The 18589-nt window shown below is 33.6% G+C and carries 16 protein-coding genes, 1 other RNA gene and 2 pseudogenes; 13 read left to right on the forward strand and 6 right to left on the reverse strand.

What is annotated here, in order from left to right; genetic code table 11:
* The first annotated feature begins 48 nt into the window (after positions 1-48).
* The 9 genes and pseudogenes from ssrA (at position 49) to ABWU24_RS06450 (ending at position 8801) form a co-directional block, all read left to right on the forward strand.
* Positions 49-387: a transfer-messenger RNA gene (gene ssrA, locus ABWU24_RS06410) on the forward strand.
* A 15-nt stretch (positions 388-402) separates the two neighbouring features.
* Complete coding sequence (locus ABWU24_RS06415; protein ID WP_341815947.1) at positions 403-831, forward strand: ClpXP protease specificity-enhancing factor SspB; 429 nt, start codon at positions 403-405, stop codon at positions 829-831.
* 491 nt (positions 832-1322) lie between these two features.
* Positions 1323-1601: a YggT family protein gene (locus ABWU24_RS06420; RefSeq protein ID WP_015588455.1), complete on the forward strand. Its 279-nt coding sequence runs from the start codon at positions 1323-1325 to the stop codon at positions 1599-1601.
* Positions 1602-3710, forward strand: a complete 2109-nt coding sequence (locus ABWU24_RS06425) for an FtsK/SpoIIIE family DNA translocase (protein ID WP_341815948.1) — start codon at positions 1602-1604, stop codon at positions 3708-3710.
* A gap of 181 nt (positions 3711-3891) precedes the next feature.
* A complete protein-coding gene (locus tag ABWU24_RS06430; protein ID WP_341815949.1) occupies positions 3892-4449 on the forward strand; it encodes a hypothetical protein in 558 nt (185 codons plus the stop codon).
* A 176-nt stretch (positions 4450-4625) separates the two neighbouring features.
* A complete protein-coding gene (locus ABWU24_RS06435; RefSeq protein ID WP_341815950.1) occupies positions 4626-5264 on the forward strand; it encodes a TRP75-related protein in 639 nt (212 codons plus the stop codon).
* 16 nt (positions 5265-5280) lie between these two features.
* Positions 5281-6561: a flavodoxin-dependent (E)-4-hydroxy-3-methylbut-2-enyl-diphosphate synthase gene (gene ispG, locus ABWU24_RS06440; protein ID WP_015588459.1), complete on the forward strand. Its 1281-nt coding sequence runs from the start codon at positions 5281-5283 to the stop codon at positions 6559-6561.
* Positions 6562-6845: 284 nt separating this feature from the next.
* Positions 6846-8069: an ankyrin repeat domain-containing protein gene (locus ABWU24_RS06445; protein WP_341815951.1), complete on the forward strand. Its 1224-nt coding sequence runs from the start codon at positions 6846-6848 to the stop codon at positions 8067-8069.
* A 20-nt stretch (positions 8070-8089) separates the two neighbouring features.
* Positions 8090-8801: pseudogene (locus ABWU24_RS06450) on the forward strand (transposase).
* Here ABWU24_RS06450 and ABWU24_RS06455 read toward each other — a convergent pair.
* Complete coding sequence (locus tag ABWU24_RS06455) at positions 8791-9174, reverse strand: TraR/DksA family transcriptional regulator (protein ID WP_015588461.1); 384 nt, start codon at positions 9172-9174, stop codon at positions 8791-8793. The pseudogene ABWU24_RS06450 and the gene ABWU24_RS06455 overlap by 11 nt on opposite strands.
* Before the next feature lie 108 nt (positions 9175-9282).
* Here ABWU24_RS06455 and ABWU24_RS06460 point away from each other — a divergent pair, with 108 nt between their 5' ends.
* Positions 9283-9930 carry a heme exporter protein CcmB gene (locus ABWU24_RS06460; RefSeq protein ID WP_015588462.1) on the forward strand — a complete coding sequence of 216 codons (648 nt, stop codon included), beginning with the start codon at positions 9283-9285 and terminating at the stop codon, positions 9928-9930.
* Positions 9931-10106: 176 nt separating this feature from the next.
* Here the strand turns inward: ABWU24_RS06460 and ABWU24_RS06465 are convergent, their stop codons facing one another.
* Both ABWU24_RS06465 and ABWU24_RS06470 read right to left on the reverse strand, forming a co-directional pair.
* On the reverse strand, positions 10107-10817 hold the full coding sequence (locus ABWU24_RS06465) for a class II aldolase/adducin family protein (protein ID WP_063631132.1): 711 nt from the start codon (positions 10815-10817) through the stop codon (positions 10107-10109).
* A 97-nt stretch (positions 10818-10914) separates the two neighbouring features.
* Positions 10915-11920 (reverse strand): IS630 family transposase gene (locus tag ABWU24_RS06470; RefSeq protein WP_353274215.1). Its coding sequence is split into 2 segments (ribosomal slippage): positions 10915-11409 and positions 11411-11920, totalling 1005 coding nucleotides; the frame shifts between segments, so codons are not numbered across the junction.
* 81 nt (positions 11921-12001) lie between these two features.
* On the opposite strand from ABWU24_RS06470, the pseudogene ABWU24_RS06475 reads away from it, so the two are divergent.
* A pseudogene (locus ABWU24_RS06475) lies at positions 12002-12247 on the forward strand (hypothetical protein); the annotation flags it as partial.
* Here ABWU24_RS06475 and tsaB read toward each other — a convergent pair.
* The 3 genes from tsaB to ubiG form a co-directional block, all read right to left on the reverse strand.
* Positions 12217-12822, reverse strand: a complete 606-nt coding sequence (tsaB, locus tag ABWU24_RS06480) for a tRNA (adenosine(37)-N6)-threonylcarbamoyltransferase complex dimerization subunit type 1 TsaB (RefSeq protein ID WP_063631133.1) — start codon at positions 12820-12822, stop codon at positions 12217-12219. The pseudogene ABWU24_RS06475 and the gene tsaB sit on opposite strands and share 31 nt — an antisense overlap.
* Entirely contained in the window at positions 12822-13955 is a 1134-nt protein-coding gene (locus tag ABWU24_RS06485; RefSeq protein ID WP_341815952.1) for a cation:dicarboxylate symporter family transporter, read from the reverse strand. The genes tsaB and ABWU24_RS06485 overlap by 1 nt, the downstream gene beginning before the upstream one ends.
* Positions 13956-14062: 107 nt before the next feature.
* Positions 14063-15229: a bifunctional 2-polyprenyl-6-hydroxyphenol methylase/3-demethylubiquinol 3-O-methyltransferase UbiG gene (gene ubiG / locus ABWU24_RS06490; RefSeq protein WP_353274621.1), complete on the reverse strand. Its 1167-nt coding sequence runs from the start codon at positions 15227-15229 to the stop codon at positions 14063-14065.
* A 145-nt stretch (positions 15230-15374) separates the two neighbouring features.
* On the opposite strand from ubiG, the gene dnaG reads away from it, so the two are divergent.
* Positions 15375-17117 carry a DNA primase gene (gene dnaG / locus ABWU24_RS06495; protein ID WP_015588468.1) on the forward strand — a complete coding sequence of 581 codons (1743 nt, stop codon included), beginning with the start codon at positions 15375-15377 and terminating at the stop codon, positions 17115-17117.
* Between the two features lie 98 nt (positions 17118-17215).
* Positions 17216-18520, forward strand: coding sequence for a Na+/H+ antiporter NhaC family protein (locus tag ABWU24_RS06500; RefSeq protein WP_341815954.1), 1305 nt, complete (start codon positions 17216-17218; stop codon positions 18518-18520).
* The last annotated feature ends 69 nt before the right edge of the window (positions 18521-18589 follow it).

Here is an 18589-nt window from a genome sequence, read left to right on the forward strand (position 1 = left end):
AGTAATTTTTATATTAGTTTTTTAGCTTACAACCGATTTTACGTTTAACAACTTGACATTTATTCAATACTACTGTATAATAAAGATGTGCATTTTTTGTACTATGGCAATAAAATTACCTTGTAATAGGTGTATTGGACCCGAGGGCAGTACTCGGCGCCTCCACCATATTTTTTGTTAATACGGGGGCGAGTAAGGATCGACATGCATAGTAAAGATGGTAGCTTTGCTCGGTTAGATACCACCGCTAAGAGTTCACAATTTAGATGCAAACGATAACTTTGCTGCTGAAAACAATGTTAAAAAAGTAGCTGCTTAATTTAGGCACTATAATTTCATTGCTATAAGCACGGTTTAGGGAACGCCGGGTAACAGAAGTTCCCCCAAACATGTAAGGGTTATATGGATAAAACAGCTTATCAGAAGTCGCTTAGTTATGCTAAATTTCAAGTTATCAAAAAGGCTCTAGATACTATATTAGATAATGTTTTTACTCCTCACTTAGAGATACTGTTTTTTACGCGATTTAACGGTGTTGTCATACCAGACTACTTGAAAGAATCATATCCTACTCAAATGCTTATTATATTACAGCATCAATTTTATGGTCTAAAAGTTCTTGAAGATAGGTTTAGCGTTAGTTTGAGTTTTCGTGGAAAACAAGAACAAGTCACTGTACCGTTTTTTGCTATTAGTGAGTTTCATGATAAAATTTCAGGAGATACTTTAGTATTTAGCGTTGATTCTGATAAAGAATATGAAAGTGAGAAATGTGCTGAAAAGTCATCAAATGGTAGTATTATATCTATAGATCAACTTTACGATAAGTAGTTGCTTCATTTTATAAATAAAAAATATTGTATCTGTTCAGGATATCGACAAGACCATAGAGTAAAAGTGAGTTTATAACAAATGGTATCATTTGAGTAGCTGACATTGACTTTCACATAAAAAACGTTGTAAAGCGCTTTCATGTTTACCAACTTAGTGCTAATCTGGATCCCAGTGTCTGGGCACTGGGATGACAACAAAGGGGCGACTTGAGCAGAGGCTATTTAGGTAACAAGAGGTGGACAAGAAAAGAAGCGCTGGTTTCATACGTACCTGAACACTTATCTTGCATGTAATAAACATGATCAAAAAGCTATTCATACAGTACACATCTCTCCGTTAATTTATCAATAAGTTTTTTATCTACTTGGAACCAAAGATTACAATATCTTATAGCTTATTGTTTACACCTGTTTCAGCATAAAAATTATTGTGGGGCTTGATTTTATATCTATCACTACACATAATAGGTTTTAGTATAAATTAGTAATATGCATCCAATCATATACTTGCTTAATCTGCTACTTGATTTTTACAGCTTCATTCTAATATGCTCAGTTGTTCTGGATTTGTTGATTAAATTGAATGTGGTTAACATGTATAATGAAGTTGTAAGCAAAATAATGCAAACTTTAAACCGACTTACCCATCCTCCACTAAAGGTTATCAGAAGGTATATACAACCATTCAATGGATTAGATTTATCCGTGATGATATTGATAATAGCAATTCACTTTGTAAAATATACAATTACTTATTACTTTAAGTAGATGTTAAAAAAACAGCTAAAATCAGCGATATACCTGTCACTTTTAATGTATATATATATATCGATTTTTAGCTATAATTATCAAGATCCATCCTTAAATACAGCTACAAATGAGAAAGTAACAAATTTAGGTGGAATAGTAGGTTCATATTTAGCTGATATATTAGTTCAATTTTTGGGACTCGCTAGTATTACAATAGCTACAACCATAGTTTACTTTTTGATATCAAAAAGGTTGTTGAAGATTCTCTATTTAGTATTAATCAATTTGGGAATATGCTCTACATTAGAGCAACTTTCGCTCAGCACCACTGCAAGGTATATGCACAGTGGAATAGTCGGCAATACTCTAATTGGCCACTGCCCGTTTTATGTATTCACGGTAGTAGCGTCGATAGGTATTGTAGGATTGGTTGGTTGGAAGAGAACAGTTTATTCTTTACTTTTCCTATGCAAAAAAATAGCTTCCTTTTTTCCAAAGATCTTGTTTTTCAGATTACGTAAAACTACTGATTATTCAATAGCACCGTTAGTATTAGAAGAAAAATATAGAACCACTAGACAACAACCAAAAGAAAGACAGAAAAAAGCTACCGAAGAGATTTTTAAACCACCTTCTAGCGAGTTTGAGTTTCCAAGCATTCACTTACTTTCTAAAGTAGAAGAATCTGTGCAGAGAAAACAGTTGAATGCATTAGAGAGCAATAAGAATTTATCTTTGCTGGAGCAGGTCCTGAGTGATTTTGGCGTGCAAGGAAAAATTATAAGTGTATGTTATGGACCGGTTGTGACTTTATATAAACTTGAACCACAAGCCGGCACAAAATCTGCAAGAGTGATTGGCCTTGCGGATGATATTGCACGTTCGATGAGTGCACTCTCTGCACGTATTTCAATAATTCGTGGGCAAAATGCTATGGGAATAGAGTTGCCGAACAAGGAGAGAGAGATTGTGATGCTGCGTGATTTACTTGAATCGCCAGAATACCAAAATGCAAACTTAAATCTTCCAATTGCACTTGGCAAGGAAATAAGCGGAAAGCCAGTTATTGCAGATTTGACTAAAATGCCCCACTTGCTTGTTGCCGGGACTACGGGGTCAGGAAAATCAGTTGCGATTAACACGATGATTCTATCGCTCGTTTATCGATTAAGTCCTGATGAATGCAAGATGATAATGATCGACCCCAAAATGCTCGAGCTTTCAATATATGATGCAATACCGCATCTAATAACGCCAGTGGTAACAGAGCCAAAAAAAGCTGTTATTGCTCTTAAGTGGATAGTGAAAGAGATGGAAAATCGCTATCGCATGATGTCATATTTAAATGTGCGCAATGTAATAAACTATAATCAAAAAATTACAGAAGCGATGAATAGCGGAATAGAGTTGGAGCGCGTTGTACAGATTGGGTTTAACTCAACAACGGGTAAACCTTTATTTGAAAAAATACCACTTAAAATGGAGACATTTCCGTATATTGTGGTGATCGTAGATGAAATGGCAGATTTAATGCTTGTTGCTGGCAAAGATATAGAATGCTCTATTCAACGTTTAGCTCAGATGGCTCGTGCTGCAGGAATACACATCATAATGGCAACACAACGCCCATCTGTAGATGTAATAACAGGTGTGATAAAAGCAAACTTTCCAACGAGAATTAGTTTTGCTGTTACTTCTAAGATAGATAGCCGTACAATACTTGGTGAACAAGGGGCTGAACAATTGCTCGGTATGGGTGATATGCTTTATATGGCCTCTGGTGGTAAGATTATTCGAGTTCACGGTCCATTTGTAAGTGATGATGAGGTGCAAAATATAGTTGATCATCTGAAAACGCAAGGTGAGCCAAACTACATGGAGGAAATCACTCAAGAAGATGAAAATTCTTTCTCGGAATCAGAAGGTGAAACAGAAGATGAAGAGAACGATCTATACAAGCAAGCAGTGACCATCATTCAGAGAGATCAAAAGGTTTCAACTAGTTACATTCAAAGGCAGCTTAGAATAGGCTATAATAGAGCTGCAAATATTGTTGAAAGAATGGAGAAAGAAGGTATTGTCAGCGCTCCGAGTTACTCAGGAAAGAGAGAGATATTGGTAGAATAATCGCTAACTTAAACCAAGGAAAGTTATTTTAAGATCAATAGATCTCTTGCATAACTGGAATTCAAAAGTTCCAGCGCATGACCAGATATTTCTTATTGGATCCCAGTTGTATAGTGTTTAATACTAAATTAACTACTAAAAACGTACAATAGTAATATATTAATTAGCTAGGGGGTTAAAAATGGGTATAACCAAATTTGTATTCGGTTTTGATAAATTGGATGTAACAGCATTGCAGGAAAGTCAAAATATTGATGCTAAAAAGTTTCAAGAAGTATTTAGCGCATTAAAAGAATGGCAAGAAGCTCAAAAGATAGATGCTAAACAGTTTGAAGAGGTATTTAGTGCATTAAAAGAGTGGCAAGAAGCTCAAAAGATAGATGTTGAGCAATTTGAAAAAGTTTTTGGTGCATTAGAAGATAAGATTGGTACTGAGCAGTTTCAAGCTATGCAAGAGCACTTAAGCGGCTTGCAAGAAAAATTTACAGGCTTAGAAGAAAAAGTAGAAACATTTGCAGACATGGTAGGTGGGCAAGAACAAGCAATACTAACTTGTGCCATAGTCAGTGCTGTTGCTGCAATAGCGGTAACTAGTTTTGTTGCATTCTGTATCTATCAAGGAGTTAAATCTGAAAGGGAAGGAAAAAGAGACTTGTCTCAAGATAAACCAAATGGGAAGTTTAGTAATGTAGGTGATACCGAAAAACTGAATAATAATTTACAACAAGTAGGAGTGTAATGCTCTTCTTGAAAAGGTGTTACGTAAAATTTGTAACACCTTAAACTTTCTTTAGATTTTGCAGGTTTTGGTAGTAAATTTTTTAGAAAGATGTTTGTATTATAAAGTTGGTAGAGATTCTGATTTACTTGAAGTTTGTTAATTGGTATCTTTTAAAGCACAATATTCACTATAGTATGCTTAAGATCTTTTCTAAAGTTTTATTTATATTAATATTTTTGGTTTCTAGTTTCTTTACTGTACATAATGTTGAAGCTAAGTCTAAAGTGAAGCTTAGTAAAAGGTACACACCTCCTGGTAATCCTGGTGGTACAAATTTTCATGCAGATGAGGAATTTGCTGATTCATATAAACTATATGAAAAGCGTAGGGAGATTCTCAAGAAAAGAAAGTTACAAGGTCAAACTAATGTTAACGTAAATAAAGAAGATCTAATCAAAAAATTAAAAGAAAAAAAAATTGCTAGCCTTGATAACGAGCCAAACAACGTGGGAGCTTGCATAGTTGAAGATGGGGAGGATGCTATGATCAATCAGCATGGTATTAATCTTGCACGTTTAAAGGGTGCTGTATTTATAGATCAAGAGCCAGTTTCTCAGTATGAAGGTAAGCAGCATAAAAAAAGTGAACAACAAAAAGGGAAAAAAGTTACTTCAACACGAGAAAAAAAAGTTTCCCCTATAAATGTTACTATAAAAGAAACTCCATCAAGAAGAACGTGCTCTCATGATTCTATTACTGATCTAAATAGAACACCACAGCATAGTTTAAATGGTTCAAGTTCATTTGGCAGTGTAGTTGACACAGTAAAATAGTGTCACGATTAATAATATGCTAGATAGAGACCTGACATTGAGTGATGATGCATATGAGTCATCGCCGGTTTCCAGGCATAAAACTCATACTGTAAAAGTTGGACAAGTGAAGATAGGTGGAAATAATCCTATAGTTGTTCAATCCATGGCACTTGGTGCACATATAGATTCTGACAACATAAAAAGCAGTGCTCAGAAATATGCAAAAGAAGTAATAGAACTAGCGCATGCAGGTTCAGAATTGGTGCGAATTGCTTTGAACTCAGAGGAAGTAGCAAAAGCAATACCTTATATAGTAGAGGAAATAAATAAAGAAGGCTTTGATGGTAAAATATTAGTAGGCTGTGGACAATATGAGCTCTACAGGCTGATTCAGGATTATCCAGACAACATTAAAATTTTGGGTAAAATTAGGATAAATCCAGGTAATATAGGCTTTGGTGATAAACGTGATGAAAAATTTGAAAAAATTATAGAGTATGCAATAACGCATGATCTTCCTGTCAGAATTGGAGTAAATTGGGGTAGTCTTGATAAGTACCTTTCACAAAAATTAATGGATGAAAACTCCTTGTCTAGTAATCCAAAAACTTCTGATGTTATATTACGTAAGACGCTTGTAATGTCTGCTCTTGGTAGTGCAAAAAAAGCTGAAAAGATTGGCCTTAATGCAGAGAAAATAATCATTTCATGTAAAGTCAGTAGAGTGCAAGATTTAATTTTAGTTTATACTGCACTTGCAAAATCTTCCAATTATGCGCTGCATTTGGGTTTAACCGAAGCTGGTATGGGTAATAAAGGCATAATAAATACCACAGCAGGGCTTACTTATTTATTGCAAAATGGTATTGGAGACACTATCCGGGCTTCTTTAACTCAGCGCCCTGGTGAATCACGCACTAATGAGGTGGTAGTATGTCAGGAAATACTACAGTCTATAGGTTTACGTCACTTTAACCCTCAGGTGAGTTCATGTCCTGGTTGTGGACGCACAAGTGGCGATCGTTTTCGTAGATTAACTGAGGAAATAAATGACTACATAAAAACTCATATGCCGATATGGAAGAAAAAGAATCCTGGTGTAGAGTATATGAGCGTTGCTGTTATGGGATGTATAGTAAATGGTCCTGGAGAAAGCAAACATGCAAATCTGGGGATCAGCCTTCCTGGATACGGAGAAAAACCTGTTTCAGCAGTCTACAAAGACGGCAAATATTTCAAAACTTTACAAGGTGATAATATTTTTGAAGAATTTAAGGAAATTATTAGTGATTATGTGGAGAAGCATTACACATAAGCCTTTCACAAGTTTGTACTTAGACTACATTCTGTAAATTAAATGCAAAAATGGTATCTATTGAGTGGATGTCAAATTAGACAATAAAGAACGCCAATTTTAAAACTAGATAGTATCTGACAGGGTTCCTTTTGCCTTTTTTCTATTTGAGAAATTTTTTAATATTGAGATTGACTCTAAGTAGTATAGAGATGTTATTCCAGTATCAAGGACTGAAGTTTCCTGATCTACAATATTTGTACAGTTATGAAATAGACGTAATTTGACATAAAAAGCTTTACTTTTTGAAATTTTGGATTACGTTTAATTTAACATATTTCAGTGGGGAATTTATTGTAAGTAGAAAGAAAGCTTTAAAAATATTAGGTTTTGAATCAAGCGATGCGCCCAGTGAACAAGAAATTAAATCAGCGTATAGAAAATTGGCCTTGAAATATCATCCTGATAAACATTCAGGTGAAAGTGAGGTTGTGAAGAAACAAAATGAGGAGAAATTTAAAAAGCTAGGTACTGCATATGAATTTCTCACTAAGAAAAATATAGAAGGGGTTAAAAATCTAACTGACGAAAATTTAAATGAAATTAATTCGCCTGAAGATTTGAGGTTTTACTTAAGTAGAGCTCTATATAATCAGGATATAAAGTTTCTTGAAAAGCTTTTTTCCAAATTCAAAAGCAGTAAAGATGGAAGATTTGGTGATTACATCAATGAAGAACTTATTTGTATTTACTCTCCATTATCTATTGCTTTAATGCAAGCTAAAGATTCAAGAAATTATAGTATTTTGAAACTTCTTTTAGAAAATGGTGCTGATCCTAATATAAAGCTATTACATAATGAAGCTTCGTTATACTATTGTAGGGTTCTCGACGACAGCAGAATTGTAGAGTTATTGTTACAATATGGTGCTGATCCTAATATGGTAGATAGAAATGGTAAAAATCCGTTGTTTGAAGCGTTTTTGTTTGATGATGATCATACTATGGAAATACTTTTGAAATATGGTGCTAATCCTAATATGTTAGATGAAAATGGTCGAGGTCCATTATATCAAGCAATCAATTGTGACAACGATAAACGCGAAAAATATTTAGAGTTGCTTCTAAAGTATGGTGCAGATCCTAATCAGAAGGTTAATGGCTCCAGAGTTATAGAGTGTGCTCCATATTTCACTAATAATGGTGTAATGAATTTGATTAAAACGCTTACTCTGCCATACGGTAGCAATGATAAAGTTAAAGGGTTGATGGCTGAATACGGTGGAGTTGATAGACGTTATCTACGTGATCAAACGATACTGACTTGTTGTTGCTTAATCGTCGCTTCTGCTACTTTTTTTAGTATAGCTTCTCCTTTGCGCTATGTACCGACAGCAATATTTGCACTTGCTGCATGTTTTTTTATTAAAAATGCTGTACATGCTGCATTTTTTGCAAAAGAACCTTCTACTGAATTTACCGAAGCTAGAGCTTGTCCAGAGATTAGTAAAAGAGGCTATAATATCTAAAGTTTTAGTACTGGGTAAAGATGAGAAAAAAGCATCCAGCAGAGCTAAATCGAAGGGAATGGGCAAGAATAGAAAGCTACTCCAGAGTATCATACAGGAAAGGAGGAAGGTCGTCAAAGTATAGCAAAAGAGAAATATTAGAAGCAATTTTCTATGTATTGTGTACAGGTGTAAATGGCGGTATTTACTAAATGATTTTCCGCTATGGAAAACTGTGTATGATCAGTCAAGTGTTTGTATAGTAATCTGTACAGACTACAGAAAAAGGGGAATCAAAGGCTATTTAAGAAAGTAAAGGGTAGAAAAAGGCATATAATTACAGATACTCAGGGTTTTATACTCTATTGTTACGTAAGCGCTGCTAACGAAAATGATAAAGGTAGTATTAAATAATATAAGAAAAAAATATACTATAGTTAAAAAATGTGATGGGATACCAAGGAGAAAATTTAAAAAATCATATAAAGGAAGAATATGGTCTGGATATTGAGATTGTCAAAAGGCCTTCATGTAGGTTCTAAGTCAACAAAGACACACCGCCTTAGCTACTACCAATGAGGGGTTTAAAGTGCAGCCAAGAAGGTGGGTTGTAGAAAGGACTTTTGCTTTAGGAATAGAAGACTATCGAAAGAATAAGATTTACTCACTGAAAATTTCATATATCTGGCTATGAGTAGAGTTATGTTAAGGAGAGAAATATGCTTGAATTCCCGAACAAGTTCTAATCATTAATGTTATACACGTTCTTTTCTTTTTCTATTCTCTCTTGTTCTTCAATACAATACATAGCAAGCGGATTAGCTTTAAGTCTTTCGACTCCTATTTCTTCTCCCGTTCCATCGCAGTAACCATAAATGCCTAATTTTATTTTTTCCAACGCCTCCTTAATTTTTTCTTTTCTATCTTTTCGGCGCTTAATTAATTCTCCATTTTCACTATCTCTATCAGAATAAATACTACTATCTTCTAGATCTTGTTTCTCCATTTCAGAGAGTATTGATTGTAACTTTAAGCTAAAGTATTCCAGTTGTTTTACGTTCATATATTCTTCATTTTCTGAAGGAACGTAATCTTCCGGTAACTTTATTTTTATTAATTTTTCCATAGCATTATCAATAAAATATATTAAAACTTATATAACTTGTAAACACAAAAAATTATATTACCCTCAAAGTAAACACTATAATTTATAATAAACATTTAAAATCCTGGTATGATTAGTTCGGTAAAAAAATTAGTAATAAATGATAATAATCTTACTTATATAGTATGTATTTTTATTATAATGTTAAGTTTATCTTCATATACACTTGAAAACAATAGTAAACAAGAAGTCATATTAACATTAACATGGATATGTGCTACATTTGTTTTGCAGATCTCTACAAATAATTTATTTACATCTGATTATCATGATGGAATATTAGAGCAAATCTTTGTACAGCCACTCTCTTCTAGGCTAATAGTTGCTTATAAAATCTTCGCTCACTGGTTGTTATTTGGGTTACCGATTTCAGTGATTTCTTTCATGTTCAGCTTTGCAATTCTAGGCAATAATATTGAACATTCAATAGCAGTTGGAGTGTCTTTATTATTTAATACGCTGATAATCATTAATATTTCAGCTACTGGAAATGCATTGATGATTGGTCGAAATAACTTAGCATCAGGAGTGTCGCAAATTCTTGTTTTGCCAATGATAATGCCAACTTTTGTATATTTCAAATTGCTAACTCAATTTGAAAATTTATCCTTGAATATTTATACACTACTAATCACCATCTTAATTTTTGTCATTTTAATTGTTAATAGCACTATAACTACTCACATAGCATTAAAATTTGCTGTGGAGCAGGATTGAAAAAACTTACTAGTTATTTACTTGTATCTGCTTAGTTAAGGGTGTTAACTTAAGTAGAGATGGAGACATTAGACTTCTTGCATGAATTGAAGAGTTACAGCGTGTGAAACCATTATTGGATTTCAGACTGGCTGGTTATGCAAGAAATCTAATATCTATCGAAGAGTCAGAAACTTTTATAACTTACCTTTAATCAACCTAACCCATGCGTGCCAATCTCTCTCACCAAGATTGCTTTCGAAAGACAGAAGATCCTTTACGGCTTTTGAGCAAATTTCTTCACTTGGAATTGACAACCCCCTATTCATTGCTAGCGTCAGGCATTGAGTTTTACAAGCTTGTTCTAAGTGATACGTATAAAACATTGCTTCTTGTATAGTCTGACCACATGTTATAGATCCATGATTGCGCATTAACATCACAAAATTTTCTTTCAAATCAGCTATTAATCTTTTTCCTTCCGTATCATCAAGTGCCAGGGAATTATAATCATGGTAAGATACCTTATTATAAAAGTGCAGCGCCCACTGACTTATTGGGATTAATCCATCCTTGAGAGAAGAAACTGCTACAATAGAAGGTGTATGTAGATGAAAAATTGCTTGAATATCTTTCCTTGCTTGATAAATGAAGCCATGGATTACATAGCCAGTTTTATTATATTGATATTCTTTGCCTTCAATTATATTCCCATCAAACGATACTTTCATCAATGAACTTTCATCTACTTCATCAAAACGTATACCAAACGGATAAACATAAAATGACTTTTTATCTTCAGAACGTACAGAGAGATGAGTATACGTATGATCATCTAATTTAAGATAAGATAAAATCTGATAGGCGTTAACTAGGTCTCTTTTCAACTCACTATTTGTTAATAACATAGCTCTTGACTAAAATTTTCTAAAGATTTATACGTGAAAAAAAGTTTATTACAAACTAAAAGGTGAACCTACGTTAAAATACTAATACCAAAATCCATTACTGACCGAACAAATAAGAAACATTACAAACTCGTTTAATAGTAGTACTGGAAATATTGACAATAAAATTACACAAAACATCTTCAAGTAAACCTATGGTATCGTAGATACTATTGCGTAAAGTATTGTATTTGATATATTGCCACAACCTTTCAACAGGATTCAGTTCCGGTGAATAAGGAGGCAAGTATATGATGGTAATGTTTTCCTGAATTTTCAAACTTTTTGATCTATGCCAACTTGCACAATCCATTACAAGAAAGGCTTCTTTCGTGCCTAAATCTTTCGACATCTGCTCCAGAAATATATTCATACAATCAGTGTTTACATATGGAGCAAGTAGGCTAATTTTCTTACCACTTCTTGGATTTACCGCACTGTAGATATAGAAATTTTGTCTACCAATTTTCATTTTAACCTGTGTTCTGACCCCTTTTTTAAACCATCCGTGTCCGATTTTTGAATGAGTTCCAAATCGTGATTCATCAAAAAAATACCTCCTTTTCAGGGTGGGAATTGACTATTTTATTGAAGTATTTTTTAAACTCTTCTTGCTTGTTTTTATCTTGTTTATGGTGAATTGGCCTCGGTGTTATGTAAGAAAACTTCATCCTTTGTATCTCACGGTGCACTGTTGATTTGCTAATGTTTAGGCCAAATTCCTCTGAGATTTTTATTTGCACTTCCTTAATAGTAATATTTGGATTTCTTTCTACCCATATTTCAATTTGCTCACGTTGATTTTTGTTTAATTTGCTTTTTCTTCGCCGCTGAGACGGGGAAAATAATCTTTCTACTCTACCAAATTTTAGATGCTTTATCCATTCAGTCAAAGCAGTCCTTGAAATTTTACATATTCTTGCCACAGCGCTTATACTACTTTCTTTTCCTGCTATCACCGCTTGTAACTTTTTTGAAACATATGCGTTATTTCTGACCTTTTTTAACATTTCTTTCGCCAAATTTACAACTTTTTCGTCTAATAGTTTTGACCTTAATGCCATTTATACCTCTCTATTTTATCTACTTTAGTATCACTTCTTTCCCATTATTGTCTATCTGTTCTTTATATAGTGGGAATTGGTATTAGGTGCAATCCATTGATATTACAAGAGCGTACTATATCAAAAAAGCAAAGAAAAAATAGGAAGGTTACTAATATAAATAGTATTAAATTTAGGGAGGAAGATTTATTTGTACCACAAAATGCTATAGAGGTAGAAAATTCAAATATGAGTATAAAAGAAGTAGCAGAAGAAATAGTAAGTCAGATGTACAAACTTGGCCAAATTAATAGTGTTTACGCAATAGGCAACGATTTCATATACTGAGGCTCATTTAAATATAGAGCCTCAACTCCATTTAATTTTTGTTTATTTTTTAGTCTATAACGGACTAATAGCCCTGCATGGCTAGCATCCAACTTTGGTAAACTGCAATCCATATATGTAATGCAGTCCGTTTCAGGCTGGAGTTCACTTACTACAGCAGGATTTGATAGCGGTAACAAATTGAAATCAAATAATTGCGTATAAAACTTTTGATCATCTTCGATTATAGCTTTAATATTTTTTTTGCTATTTGCACAAAGTAGCGATATTGCATATGCTTGAGCTTCCAGCGCACTAACCCCATATAACGGCTTATTTGTAGCAAGATTTATACCTTGTGCAGTTGATATACCAACTCTGATTCCAGTAAAACTTCCTGGTCCAACTATCACTGCTAAATGGTCTATTTTATCGTAGCTGTAATTATGCTTATCAAACAAAGTATTCAGTATTTGAAAAAATGATTCTGCATGACTATTGTTTGCAGAATTGCGTTCTACAAAACAATTACCATCGTAATCAATTACTGCTATTGAACTACCAGCACCTACAGTATTAATTGCTAGAATGGACATCACTTAAGCTTATCATAGAGCTTTGTAAACATCATAGTGAACGCACCGTTACCCATAACATTTGCTGAAGTTATTATTGGGTCAAACACTATATACAATGCTGTAATTAATGAAAGCATCTCTGGAGAGAAATTAAGATACTTCTCAAGAACAGGCAACATTACCATAATCCCTCCCGCTGGAACTGCAACAATAGCAAATTTAAATAACAGAAAGTAGAGAAGGAAAGTCACATAGTCTGTTGCAGACAATGCACCACCAAAAGTCATTATCATTGATAGTATTATAATAAAAAAGCAATCACCTACTAAATGAAAGCTAGCAGTTATTGGCACAACAGACGATGCTATATCAGGCTGCTTTACATTTTTTTTGCTTCCTTCAATAGTAAGCGGCATAGCTGCATTACTAGACATTGTGCTCATTGCAGTAATAAATGCAGGTATCATATTGCCTATACTAGCTATCCAGCTTGTGATCTTGAATGAATTTGCTGCTCCATATAAGAGAAAAACATAAAGGTAGGTTACAGATGCTATAATAATAAAAATTATTGAGTAATTCATAAATATTGTAGATAGAACCTGGTCATGCTGCATTTTAAAAGCAAATCCAAGTACAAACATTGGAATAACTGGTGTCAAGAATGTCTTCAAAATAACAAAAATTAAATCTGACATTTTGTGAGAAAGTTCTTTGCTTTTTTTAGGCAGCAAAGTAGACATTATTAAGCTGGACACAAACCCATAAGCAAGAGCACGAAAGTTGGAAAGCATTATCGGTAGCTCAAACGACCATAAAGGTACAATTGTTTCTTCATGCTGTATTACGTTCTGTATTGAATAAGTATTTTGTAAGATAAAGTGCCAAGCAGAATAAGCTATTAGACTTGAGGTAAGGTTCGACAAGAAAATCGTTATAATAATTAACAATATAAACTTTATAGCCGACTGCTTAAGATTGTTAACACTACTAAAGATTAATGCAAAAACAATAAAAGGCATTATAAATAGTAGGATCTCTTTTATACTAAGGCTTATTGAATACAAGAAGGTTTTTACTTCCATTGGAACTAGATGACCAAAAAGTATAACTGAAGTGATAACAGCAAGTAAGGTTAGTAATTGTAACATATTCTAATATAGCGATATCCTATGGAAATACATATGATAAATTAGCTGCTAAGTAAAGTAAAACTGCTTAAAATATTTACATTACCTTCTAGTACTTGAATGAGATTTCAAATTACAACGTTTCCACAAAGTATATAGTTAACATCCACACCTTTGGTCAAGTTCCATTCACGCTTTATTACATTATATTCCATACCAGCCATGTTTTGCAGTGTTACATTGTTCTCTCTTAGATGATTTGCAATTTCTGATGGCTTGAGAAATTTATTCCAACTATGTGTGCCTTTTGGCAGCCAGTTTAATATGTACTCTGCGCCGACTATTGCAAGACAGAAGGATTTAATAGTTCTATTTATCGTCGATATAAAAATTAGCCCTTCTGGCTTCAACAGCTCTATTGCTTTTTTCATGAAAAACTCTAAATTATCTACATGTTCAACCACTTCCATCAACAAAACCACGTCATACTTCTTGTCATTGCTTAGCTCTTCAATGCTAGTGTGTGTGTATTCTATATTTAACCCTACTTTCTTTGCATGCGACTGTGCCACTTTTATGTTTTCCTCACATACATCTATTCCCGCAACGCTAATACCAATACGCGCCATTGACTCTGACAAAATGCCACCACCACAACCAACATCGAGCAATGATAGTTCTTTTAAATCGCATTTTTTTAATTCTTTTATTTTCTCAACGATGTATGATACTCTCACAGGATTCATCATGTGCAATGGCTTGAATTTGCCATTCTCATCCCACCATTCACCTGCTATTTTAGCGAATTTTGATATTTCATCTTCGTTATAAGTTTTTGTGGTTTTTTTCTTGCTAATATTGCTAAGTTTATCAAGGCGTTCTTTATGTCTACTTTCTTTTGAAAATTCTGTTTCGAGGAATTGTTTGACTGTGTCTTTTGCTAATCCACTCGCAGTAAACTCTGCACCAAGACAAAGTATATTCGCGTTGCCATGCTCGCGAGCTAATTTTGCGATCTCAACACTATTACATAAAGCAGCGTAGATTCCTTCAAAACGATTTGCCACAGTACTCATGCCCAAACCTGTACCGCAAATTAATATTCCATAATTTGCTTTTTTGTTTGTTATATCTTCTACAACTTCAGCAGCATAGTCAGGGTAGTCTACACTCTTTTGTTCAGCAGTGCAGCCACGGTCTATCACTGTATAATCTAAAATTTCCAAGTAAGCCTTTATTTCTGATTTTAATTCATAACCTGCATGGTCTGAAGCAACTGATATCACATATGACATATAAGAAATTGCAACTTAAGGATATTTATATGGGTAATTTATTTTGAGCTTTTTGTCAAGCTCTCCTGATCTTTCTGAATAAATTTCGAGTCAGATATGCATAAATTCTATATAATTTTTATCCTACCACTACTAATTCGGTAAAATGGATCATATAGATATTATAAAGTCAAAATTATTGTTGTCCGACATAGTAGGAAAAAAAGTTAGGTTAATAAAAAGAGGAGATAGTTTTGTTGGACTCTGCCCATTTCATAACGAAAAAACTCCATCTTTTTCGGTCAGCAATGTTAAGGGCTTATATTACTGTTTCGGTTGCTCAGCTCATGGTGATGCGTTTGAATTTATTTCACAAACTGAGGGCTTAAGTTTTAAGGAAGCGTTGGAAAAATTGGCATCTGTTGCAGGTGTTGAGTTACCCAAAAACCTCAGCGTTGCTAAAGAGAACAACAAACTGTTTTCAGCACTGAATTTAGCTGCAATTTGGTTTACACAAAAAAATCAGGGAGTTGTAGATTATTTAAAGCAGCGCAAGATTTCACTCAAAATCATAGATAAATTTAGAATAGGTTATGCACCAAGTTCTGGTTTGAGAGAATATTTGAACTCTTCAGGTATTGAAGACAAAATTTTGGCTAATGTTGGGTTGATAAATAGAAATTCTCGTGATTATTTCTATGATCGACTCATGTTCCCTATACAGAACATTGCAGGAAAAGTTATTGGCTTTGGTGGACGTGCGTTGAGTTCTGATCAACAACCAAAATATTTAAATAGCCCAGAGAGTCAGCTCTTTAAGAAAAGAGAAAATTTATATGGATTAAACTTTGCTTTGAGTGAAATACGCAAAAAACAGCATCTATTTGTTGTTGAAGGATATATGGACGCTATAGCACTACATCAAGCGGGAATTAGCAATACAGTTGCTCCGCTTGGTACCGCAATTTCTGCAGAGCAGATAAAAAATCTTTGGAAACTTGCTAAAGAAATTTCTATCTGTATGGATGGCGATAGTGCTGGATGTCATGCTGCTATTCGAATTGCAGAACTTGTTCTGCCGATACTGGAGCCTGGATACACATTGAAGTTCGTGACTTTGCCAAGCAACAAGGACCCATACGATATATGCAATGAACTAGAATATAAGACGGAAGATGTACTATCCGCTTTTAACCGCTCAACAGAACTGCACTCTGAATATTTATGGCATCACATAATTGGTAGCAATTTGCAAAATTATGAAAAATTTGCTCCGGAAAAATATTCAATTCTTGAGCACAAATTTATGGAATATGTAAATGCTATCAGTAACATCAGCATTAAAAGGTATTATAGAGATTATTTTTACAAAAAAGTTAGCGAACTGAGAAGTAGCTTTAAAAAGCAAATTTTTAAAAGTAGACTCAGAGAAACAAGAGAGGAGTATCTCTACAACAAATCTCCAAAATTAATTGAAGCAGAGCAAAATCAAGCTATAATCCTGCGTATAGTAATAGAGTTTTCTGAATTTTTAAATCACCCTATATTTTTCGAGCAATTTTCCCATTTTGAGTTTACTCATATGGAGATGAAAAAATTACAACAGTGCGTAATTAATATGGTAACTAGTGAGAGCAACTTTAATAAAGAAATTCTGCTACAGGAGTCTAGTGTTATAAAGTTTGTATTTGAAAAAACTAGCGTACTAAATAGTCAATTAAGTGAGAAGAGATCAGCAGAAACTGTCTGGAATAACATAGTATTACGAAAAGAATTAAATGTATTACAAGAAGAAAAAATTAAAGCAAGGCTGGGCGGTAATTTTGACTTAGAGGAAAGGCTAATAGAACAAATAAAGCAAATAGAGAATAGTATACAAGAAATGCAAATGGAATTTATTCAAAAGTAGATGGCTTAAGATGTTCAAAATTATTAGAAAAACACTGTATTGGTAGTTGCTTAAAATAGCTTATTCTAGTATATTTTCAATTTATTTAATTACGACAAGTGTTTGCATTTCTTCCTCTCATTATTTTTTTAGCCTTATATCTTGGTAGTGGTACTTATTTTTCCTTTATAGGACTTGACAATCCTCTTCATCAAATTTCACCGTTAGTTTGCTTATTACCAGCATTATTTTTTGCTATTCTATTCAATAAAAACAAAATTCAGCATAGCGTTGATACTCTTATAAAAGGTATGGGTAATAAAACTACTCTTACCGTGTGTTTGATTTTTCTCCTTGCTGGTGCATTTTCTACTGTTACTCAATCGCTTGGTAGTATAAATGTTATTGCTAGCTTAACTATTTGCTTTCTTCCAGCACAATTATTACTTCCTGGAATGTTTTTAATTTCTGCGTTTATTGCAAGTGCAATAGGCACATCAATCGGAGTTATTGCACTTATAACACCAATAGCTGTGAATCTAGCACAAAATGGAGCTTTTGATTGTGCGGTGGGCGTTGGAGCTGTGATAGGTGGGTCCATGTTTGGCAGCAACCTTTCAATGATATCTGACACTACTATTGCGGCTACTTCTTCACAAGGAGCTTCAGTAAAGGATAAACTAAAACTAACCTTAAAGACAGGATCTATTACAGGTTTTATAATACTTACTTATCTAGTAATAATTTCAAATAGTACAGAAGTTGTTTCTTTTTCAACTCTGAATTATTTATCCATAGTTAAAATTATACCTTATATATCTTTAATAATTATGGGTTTATTTGAAATAAACACACTGGTAATATTAGCTGTTAATATGGTTGTTGCTGGAATATTAGGAATAGCTTTTTTTGATTATTCTATTATTGATTATTCTCATGACATATGTAGGGGTTTTAATAAGATGAATGAAGTAATGATATTTATTCTTTTCAGTAGTGGATTAAGTCACTTAATGTACGAATACAGTCAGAAAAAGATAGATAAATTCACCGATGAGGTAAATCTCACAAGAAGTCAAGCTGAACTTATGATTGCAGGAATATCATCTATGTTTACCATTTTGGTTTCCAGCAATATTGTTGCTATTTTATTAACTAGTAATATTGCGAAAAGACTTGCACAGAGATATAACATTTCACCACACCGTAGTGCGTATTTATTACAGATATTTACTGCGATCACAAAAAGTATCTTACCTTATGGTTCTCAAATATTGCTAGCAAGCAGCATTGCCTCTCTTTCACCTATTGCTGTACTAACAAAAGTATATTATTGTTTTGTTTTTGCAGCAGTTGCAATAAGTGAAATAATTATTAATGGCAGACGTCATGCGGTTGTAGCTCCTCAATTACCACAAATATAACACAACTCTTTCTGTAGCTTTGTGGAAATTATGCTAACTGATTATGCTGTAAAGGTGAGCCATATTCAT

Source organism: Wolbachia endosymbiont (group B) of Hofmannophila pseudospretella, assembly GCF_964028515.1.
GTDB lineage: Bacteria > Pseudomonadota > Alphaproteobacteria > Rickettsiales > Anaplasmataceae > Wolbachia.